The 7,216-nt window shown below is 62.0% G+C and carries 6 protein-coding genes and 1 pseudogene; all 7 read left to right on the forward strand.

Annotated features, from left to right (window positions below):
- Positions 1 to 1,071: 1,071 nt before the first annotated feature.
- Positions 1,072 to 1,587: pseudogene (locus APH41_RS29640) on the forward strand (methyl-accepting chemotaxis protein); the annotation flags it as partial.
- A 304-nt stretch (positions 1,588 to 1,891) separates the two neighbouring features.
- Positions 1,892 to 2,347 carry a type II 3-dehydroquinate dehydratase gene (aroQ, locus tag APH41_RS10170; protein ID WP_054918786.1) on the forward strand — a complete coding sequence of 152 codons (456 nt, stop codon included), beginning with the start codon at positions 1,892 to 1,894 and terminating at the stop codon, positions 2,345 to 2,347.
- 24 nt (positions 2,348 to 2,371) lie between these two features.
- Positions 2,372 to 2,836 carry an acetyl-CoA carboxylase biotin carboxyl carrier protein gene (accB, locus tag APH41_RS10175; RefSeq protein WP_054918788.1) on the forward strand — a complete coding sequence of 155 codons (465 nt, stop codon included), beginning with the start codon at positions 2,372 to 2,374 and terminating at the stop codon, positions 2,834 to 2,836.
- A gap of 17 nt (positions 2,837 to 2,853) precedes the next feature.
- Complete coding sequence (accC, locus tag APH41_RS10180; RefSeq protein ID WP_003188188.1) at positions 2,854 to 4,215, forward strand: acetyl-CoA carboxylase biotin carboxylase subunit; 1,362 nt, start codon at positions 2,854 to 2,856, stop codon at positions 4,213 to 4,215.
- Between the two features lie 267 nt (positions 4,216 to 4,482).
- A complete protein-coding gene (gene prmA, locus APH41_RS10185) occupies positions 4,483 to 5,361 on the forward strand; it encodes a 50S ribosomal protein L11 methyltransferase (RefSeq protein WP_034134793.1) in 879 nt (292 codons plus the stop codon).
- A 30-nt stretch (positions 5,362 to 5,391) separates the two neighbouring features.
- Positions 5,392 to 6,639 carry a DUF3426 domain-containing protein gene (locus APH41_RS10190; protein ID WP_054918791.1) on the forward strand — a complete coding sequence of 416 codons (1,248 nt, stop codon included), beginning with the start codon at positions 5,392 to 5,394 and terminating at the stop codon, positions 6,637 to 6,639.
- 185 nt (positions 6,640 to 6,824) lie between these two features.
- Positions 6,825 to 7,216 (forward strand): tRNA-dihydrouridine synthase (locus APH41_RS10195; protein WP_177333559.1); only part of this gene is annotated, 392 nt, incomplete at its 3' end.

Consider the following 7,216-nt stretch of genomic DNA (forward strand, 5'->3'; position numbering starts at 1 on the left):
GCCGAGCGTGAACTGGGCGCGAACCTGGAACAATTGAGCCAGTACGCCAGCGGTGTCAATTCCGCGGAGGCTGCGCATTATATGTCGCCATTGCTCGCAGCCTCACAGCACCTGGGCAAACTGTCCCTGGCCCGCGACAAGCTAGTCAGCAGCGGGCGCGCCGAGTTGGCCGCGGATGTCGAGCGGGAAGTGACCAACCTGCGCACTCAGGCCGACCTGCTTGCGCAGCTGCCCTTATTGGGAATAAAGGCCAGCGCTGAATCCCACACCGATGATTTTTCCGCGTTGATGGGCCTGGAAAATACCGAAAAAACCGAAGCCCAGGACACCGGCGTCGACCTCAAGCGCGAACTCAACAGCCTGTTGACCCGCTACCCCGCCGAACTCCAACGCACCCGTGAACAGATCCAGCAACGCGCCGATCTCGCCGCCAGCACCCACCTTAAAATCACCAACGTACAACAGGCCATCGCCGGCCTGGAACCCGTGGTGCGCGCGCAACACGCGAAGATTCAGGGTGAAGTGCGTGTGATGCAGGGGGTGATGATTGGTCTGATCCTGCTGATCGCATTGCTGATCGATACCCTGCAACGCCGCCTGGCGCGCGTGCTGACCAACCTGGCACCCGCCTTGTCGACCTGGGCCGAAGGCGACTTCAGCCAACCGATTGCCCTGGGCAAGACCAACCGTGAACTGCACGATATCGAGGCCTCCCTTAACCGCCTGCGCGCCTACCTGGTGGATCTGGTCGGCACCATCCGTGGCAATGCCGAAGAAGTGGCAGGCAGCAGCCGCGCCCTGGCCGAACTGAGCAGCGGCCTGCACGACGGAGCCGAGCGCCAGGCCGGCGACACCGCGCAAATCCGTGATTCCCTGGGCGAGCTGGAAGCCACCATCCAGCAAGTCGCCGGGGATGCCAGCCAGGCCGCCGGGGCCAGTCGCAGTGCAGGCCAAGCCGTGGAGCAAGGCCAGCGCGTTATCGGCCTGAGCCTCACCGGGCTGCATGCGCTGGTAGGCGAAGTGCAGCAAAACGCGCAGATGATCGAGAAACTTGCCGAAGAGTCCGCCACCATCGGCGGCGTGCTCACGGTGATTCGCTCGATTGCCGACCAGACCAACCTGCTGGCGCTCAACGCCGCTATCGAAGCCGCCCGCGCCGGTGAAGCCGGACGTGGTTTCGCCGTGGTAGCCGACGAAGTGCGCTCCCTGGCCCAGCGTACTGCCGGCGCCACCGCCGAAATCCAGGGCCTGATCGCCGGCCTGCAAAGCGCCGCGCACCAGTCGGTAGAAGGCATGCGCGCCCAGGTCGAACACGCCGAAGCCACCGCCCAGCAGGCCCAGGCGGCGGATGGCGCGCTGGATGAAATCGTCGGGGCGATCCAGACCATCTCGGATACCGCCGTACGCATTGCCGATGTGACCGCGCAGCAGAGTGGCGCCGTGAGCGAGATACGCGACAACAGTGAGCGGATTCATCAATTGGGTGAGGATAATTTGCTGCGTATTGGCCAGGGCCGTAGCCAGGGCGAGCACCTGCTGGTACTGGGTGGGCAACTGACTACCGCCGTGCAAGCCTTCCGCGTCTAACCCGATCCGGCCCTCTATGAAGACCGCAATGTGGCTGATCGTTCCCACGCTCCGCGTGGGAATGTCGCCCCAGACGCTCCGCGTCCCGCTTTAAAGCCGTGACGCAGAGCGTCACTGGATGCGTGCCCACGCGGAGCGTGGGTGCGATCAGCTCCCACACTGACCAAATGCCGTCTCCCAGTCACAAATTTTGCGCAATCCTCGCTAATCGTGCCGGCTACTGCATAGAACTGGACAGTCACAAAGGCTTTGCGGCATAGTCGCCGGGTTCTGACGCACCCACACCAATAACAAGGAACAGCCAATGGCGACCTTACTGGTTCTTCACGGACCCAACCTGAACCTGCTTGGCACCCGCGAACCGGGCGTCTACGGGGCAGTGACCCTGGACCAGATCAACCTCGAACTGGAAAAGCGGGCCCGTGAAGCCGGCCACCATTTGCTCTACCTGCAAAGCAATGCCGAGTATGAATTGATTGATCGCATCCATGCCGCGCGCGGCGAAGGCGTGGACTTTATTCTGATCAATCCCGCCGCTTTTACGCACACAAGCGTTGCATTACGTGACGCGCTGCTGGCGGTGAGCATCCCATTCATCGAAGTGCATTTATCGAACGTGCACAAACGCGAAGCTTTCCGCCATCACTCTTACTTCTCCGACGTAGCGGTAGGAGTGATCTGCGGCCTTGGCGCCAGCGGTTACCGACTGGCCCTGGAGGCCGCCCTGGAACACATTGAAGAACAGGCTAAACGCCCCTGACCGACCCTTGGGAGTTGATGATTCATGGATATCCGTAAAGTTAAGAAACTGATCGAACTGCTGGAAGAATCCGGTATCGACGAGCTGGAAATCAAGGAAGGCGAAGAGTCCGTACGGATCAGCCGTCACAGCAAGACCCCGGCCCAACAGTTCTACGCGCCACAGATGCAAGCACCGGCTCCAGCCGCCGCAGCTCCGGCTGCCGCACCTGCCGCCGCCGCTGCACCTGCCGCCCCAGCCGCTCCTGCGCTGAACGGCTTCGTGGTCAAGTCGCCAATGGTCGGTACTTTCTACCGCACCCCGGCACCGACCTCGCCAGCCTTCGTTGAAGTGGGCAAGGCCGTGAAAGTGGGCGACACCATCTGCATCGTTGAAGCGATGAAAATGATGAACCACATCACCGCGGAAAAAGCCGGCGTCATTGAATCCATCCTGGTAGAAAACGGTCAGCCGGTTGAGTACGACCAGCCGCTGTTCACCATCGTTTGAACCGCGGAGCGCCTTCGATGTTGAAACCTGCGAAGAAACTGCAAAAAGTCCTGATCGCCAACCGCGGCGAGATCGCGCTGCGTATCCTGCGCGCCTGTAAGGAAGAGGGCATCAAGACCGTCGCTGTTTACTCGACGGCCGATACCGAATTGATGCACGTGAAACTGGCGGACGAAAGCATCTGCATCGGCCCGCCACTGGCCACGAACTCGTACCTGAAAGTCTCGAATATCATCGCCGCGGCAGAAGTGACCGGCGCCGATGGCATCCACCCTGGTTACGGCTTCCTCGCGGAAAACGCCGATTTTGCCGAACAGGTGGAAAAATCCGGGTTTGCCTTCATCGGCCCGAAAGCCGAAACCATTCGCCTGATGGGCGACAAGGTCTCGGCCAAGGACGCCATGATCGCGGCCGGTGTGCCCACCGTTCCAGGCTCCGACGGCCCACTGCCTGAAGACGAGGAAACCGCTCTGCGCATTGGTCGCGAAGTCGGCTACCCGGTGATCATCAAGGCCGCCGGTGGCGGTGGTGGTCGCGGCATGCGCGTGGTGCACAAAGAAGAAGACCTGATCGAAGCCGCCAAGCAGACCCGCTCCGAAGCGGGCGCCTGGTTCGGCAACCCGATGGTCTACCTGGAGAAGTACCTGACCAACCCACGTCACGTGGAAGTCCAGGTACTGTCCGACGGACAGGGCCACGCTATCCACCTGGGCGACCGCGATTGCTCGCTGCAACGTCGCCACCAGAAAGTCCTGGAAGAAGCTCCGGCTCCGGGCCTGGATGAAAAGGCGCGTCAGGAAGTCCTGGCACGCTGCGTCAAGGCTTGCATCGATATCAACTACCGTGGTGCCGGCACCTTCGAGTTCCTCTACGAGAACGGCCGTTTCTACTTCATCGAGATGAACACTCGTGTGCAGGTAGAGCACCCGGTATCGGAGATGGTCACCGGTATCGACATCGTCAAGGAGATGCTGAGCATCGCCGCCGGTAACGTGCTGTCCTTCACCCAGGACGACGTGAAGATGCACGGCCACTCCCTGGAGTGCCGCATCAACGCCGAAGACCCGAAAACCTTTATCCCAAGCCCTGGCCTGGTCAAGCATTTCCACGCGCCCGGCGGCAACGGCGTACGTGTGGATTCGCACCTGTACAGCGGCTACAAGGTTCCGTCCAACTACGACTCGCTGATCGGCAAGCTGATCACCTGGGGCGCCACTCGCGACGAGGCCATGGCCCGTATGCGCAACGCCCTGGACGAAATCGTGGTCGACGGCATCAAGACCAACATCCCGCTGCATCGGGATCTGGTTCGTGATGAAGGCTTCTGCGAAGGTGGTGTGAACATTCACTACCTGGAACACAAGCTGGCCAACCAGTAAGTGCTCCACCCAACAAAACCGCCTTCGGGCGGTTTTGTTGTTTATGGGCCACCGCCCCCTGATCGTTCCCACGCTCCGCGTGGGAACGCCTCTTGTGGCGCTCCGCACCACGCCTTAACAACGGGACGCGGAGCGTCCGAGGCGGCATTCCCACGCCGAGCGTGGGAGCGATAGTCGGCGCAGTCGTCTTCTGGCTTGCTCTCGCGTAAACTTGCGCGCTTTCGCGGCCTGCCCGCCGCACATTCATTTTTTTCAAAGGTGCCCGCCATGCCTTGGCTGCAAGTCCGTCTCGCCATCAGCCCAGAACAAGCCGAAACCTACGAAGACGCGTTCCTCGAAGTGGGCGCCGTGTCGGTGACCTTCATGGACGCCGAAGACCAGCCGATTTTCGAGCCGGAACTCAACACCACGCCGCTGTGGTCCCACACCCACTTGCTGGCCCTGTTCGAGGACGGCACCGACGCCGCCGCCGTGCTGGCCCATATGGAACTGCTCACCGGCGGCCCGCTGCCCGAGCATCACAGCGAAGTCATCGAAGACCAGGACTGGGAACGCAGCTGGATGGACAACTTCCAGCCCATGCGTTTCGGCCAGCGCCTGTGGATCGTGCCAAGCTGGCACGCCGCGCCCGAGCCAGACGCCGTCAACCTGCTGCTGGACCCAGGCCTTGCGTTCGGTACCGGCACGCACCCGACCACCGCCCTGTGCCTGGAATGGCTGGACGGCCAGGACCTGACCGATAGCAATGTGCTGGACTTCGGTTGCGGCTCGGGGATCCTGGCCATCGCCGCCCTGCTGTTGGGTGCCAAGGAGGCCGTGGGCACCGATATCGACGTGCAGGCCCTGGAAGCCTCCCGCGATAACGCCGGGCGCAACAACATTGCCGAAGGCAAATTCCCACTCTACCTGCCTGAGGACCTTCCCCAGGTTCAGGCCGACGTACTGGTCGCCAATATCCTCGCCGGGCCACTGGTGTCGCTGGCGCCGCAACTGTCGAGCCTGGTCAAGCCGGGCGGGCGCCTGGCGCTCTCGGGCATCCTGGCCGAGCAAGGTGAAGACGTGGCTGCGGCCTACGCCAAGGACTTCGAGCTGGACCCGATCGCCAACCGTGATGGCTGGGTACGCATCAGCGGTCGTCGGCGCTAGAATGAGCGCTTGCCTGAATCGGATGGCCGCATGACCGACAGTTTCGTCACCCAGTGCCCACATTGCCAATCGCGCTTTCGCGTCAACCACGCTCAGTTGAGCGTGGCCCGCGGCGTGGTGCGTTGCGGCTCGTGCCTGCAAGTGTTCAACGCCGCCCGCCAGTTGCTGGAGCAACGGGCCCAGGCGTCTGCGCCGGAACCTGAAGCGCCGACACCCCCCGAACCGATTGGCGAAGCACCTCCCGAGCCACCACGGGCCATCAGCCAGAAACAGTGGACGGCCGAAGAGCTGGACCTGGATAACCTGGACAAGGAACTGGCCAAGCTGGAACGTCGCGAGATCCAACATACCCAGGCCTTGGGTGCGGAACGTCGCCAGCCAGGTGCCGACCGTCGGCAAAAGGAAGAGTCCTTCAGCGCCAGCCGCGATACGGTCAAGGCCGAGGAAGAAAAGTGGGCGGCCAGCCTGTTCAGTGAGCCACCCCAAGAGCGCGCCCAGGCACCAGAAGAAGAGCCCGAGCCGGTTAAGGCACCTGCGTCCAAACAGCGCACCGAACCGTCCATGTCGGCCCACGTCGACGAACTCGATGACGCACCAGCTCTGCACGCCACTACCGTGGATGACGACCTCGACCCGCCGCTGATACCCACCCGCGACGAGCACGATGAACCTGAACCCGAAGACCGCGCACAGCCGCGCCGCAAGCGCGCGCGAACGGAGGCTGGTGTACACGACGAGTTACTCCAGGACCTGGAAGACGACCCCCTGCACCTGTATGCGCAGAAGCGTCCGTCAAGCTGGGGTCGCCGTCTGGTCTGGATATTGTTGGTGGTACTCGCCGCTGCCGGTCTGGCCGGCCAGTACATCGCCTACCAATTCGACGACCTGGCCCGCCAGGACGCCTACCGTCCCTGGTTCCAGGCGTTATGCCCGAAACTGGGGTGCACCGTGCCATCGCGGGTCGACATTACCCACATAAAGAGCAGCAATCTGGTGGTGCGCAGCCACCCCGAATTCGCCGGGGCGCTGGTGGTGGATGCCATCCTCTATAACCGCGCGACCTTCTCCCAGCCCTTCCCGCTGCTGGAGCTGCGCTTTGCGGACTTGAACGGCAGCCTGATTGCCAGTCGTCGCTTCAAGCCCGCCGAATACCTCAGCGGCGAGTTGGCCGGCGTGAGCGAAATGCCCTCGCAGACGCCTATCCACATCTCCCTGGACATTCTTGATCCGGGCAATAGAGCCGTGAACTACAGCCTGAGCTTCCATTCGCCCGAGTAAAACGGCGTGCCCACCGAGGTTTGACGGCGGATTATTGACTTGACCGCCGTCAACCAAACCGATGGCGATAAAAAAGTAACTGTTCAGATTTTATCCAATTCAGCCTTTAACCAGTCATCGAGAGCGGGTATCATGCCAACCCTTTTTCGAACTCTAATGATCCGGCCCCACAACAGGGAAGTCCTATGTCGGCGGTACGCATCGGCCCATACACATTGCAGAACGGCTTGATCCTCGCCCCGATGGCGGGTGTCACCGACCAGCCCTTTCGTCAGCTGTGCAAGCGTTTGGGCGCGGGTCTAGTAGTCTCTGAAATGGTTACCAGCGACATGAGTTTGTGGAACACCCGCAAGTCGCGGATGCGCATGATCCACGAAGGTGATCCCGAGCCACGCTCGGTGCAGATCGCCGGTGGCGATGCGCAGATGCTGGCGGATGCAGCCCGGGCCAATGTGGAGCTGGGTGCACAGATCATCGATATCAACATGGGCTGCCCGGCCAAAAAGGTCTGCAACAAGGCCGCCGGTTCCGCGCTGTTGAAAGATGAGCAGTTGGTCGCCGAGATCCTGCAGGCCGT

Source organism: Pseudomonas sp. NBRC 111138, assembly GCF_001320835.1.
Lineage (GTDB): Bacteria > Pseudomonadota > Gammaproteobacteria > Pseudomonadales > Pseudomonadaceae > Aquipseudomonas > Aquipseudomonas paracarnis.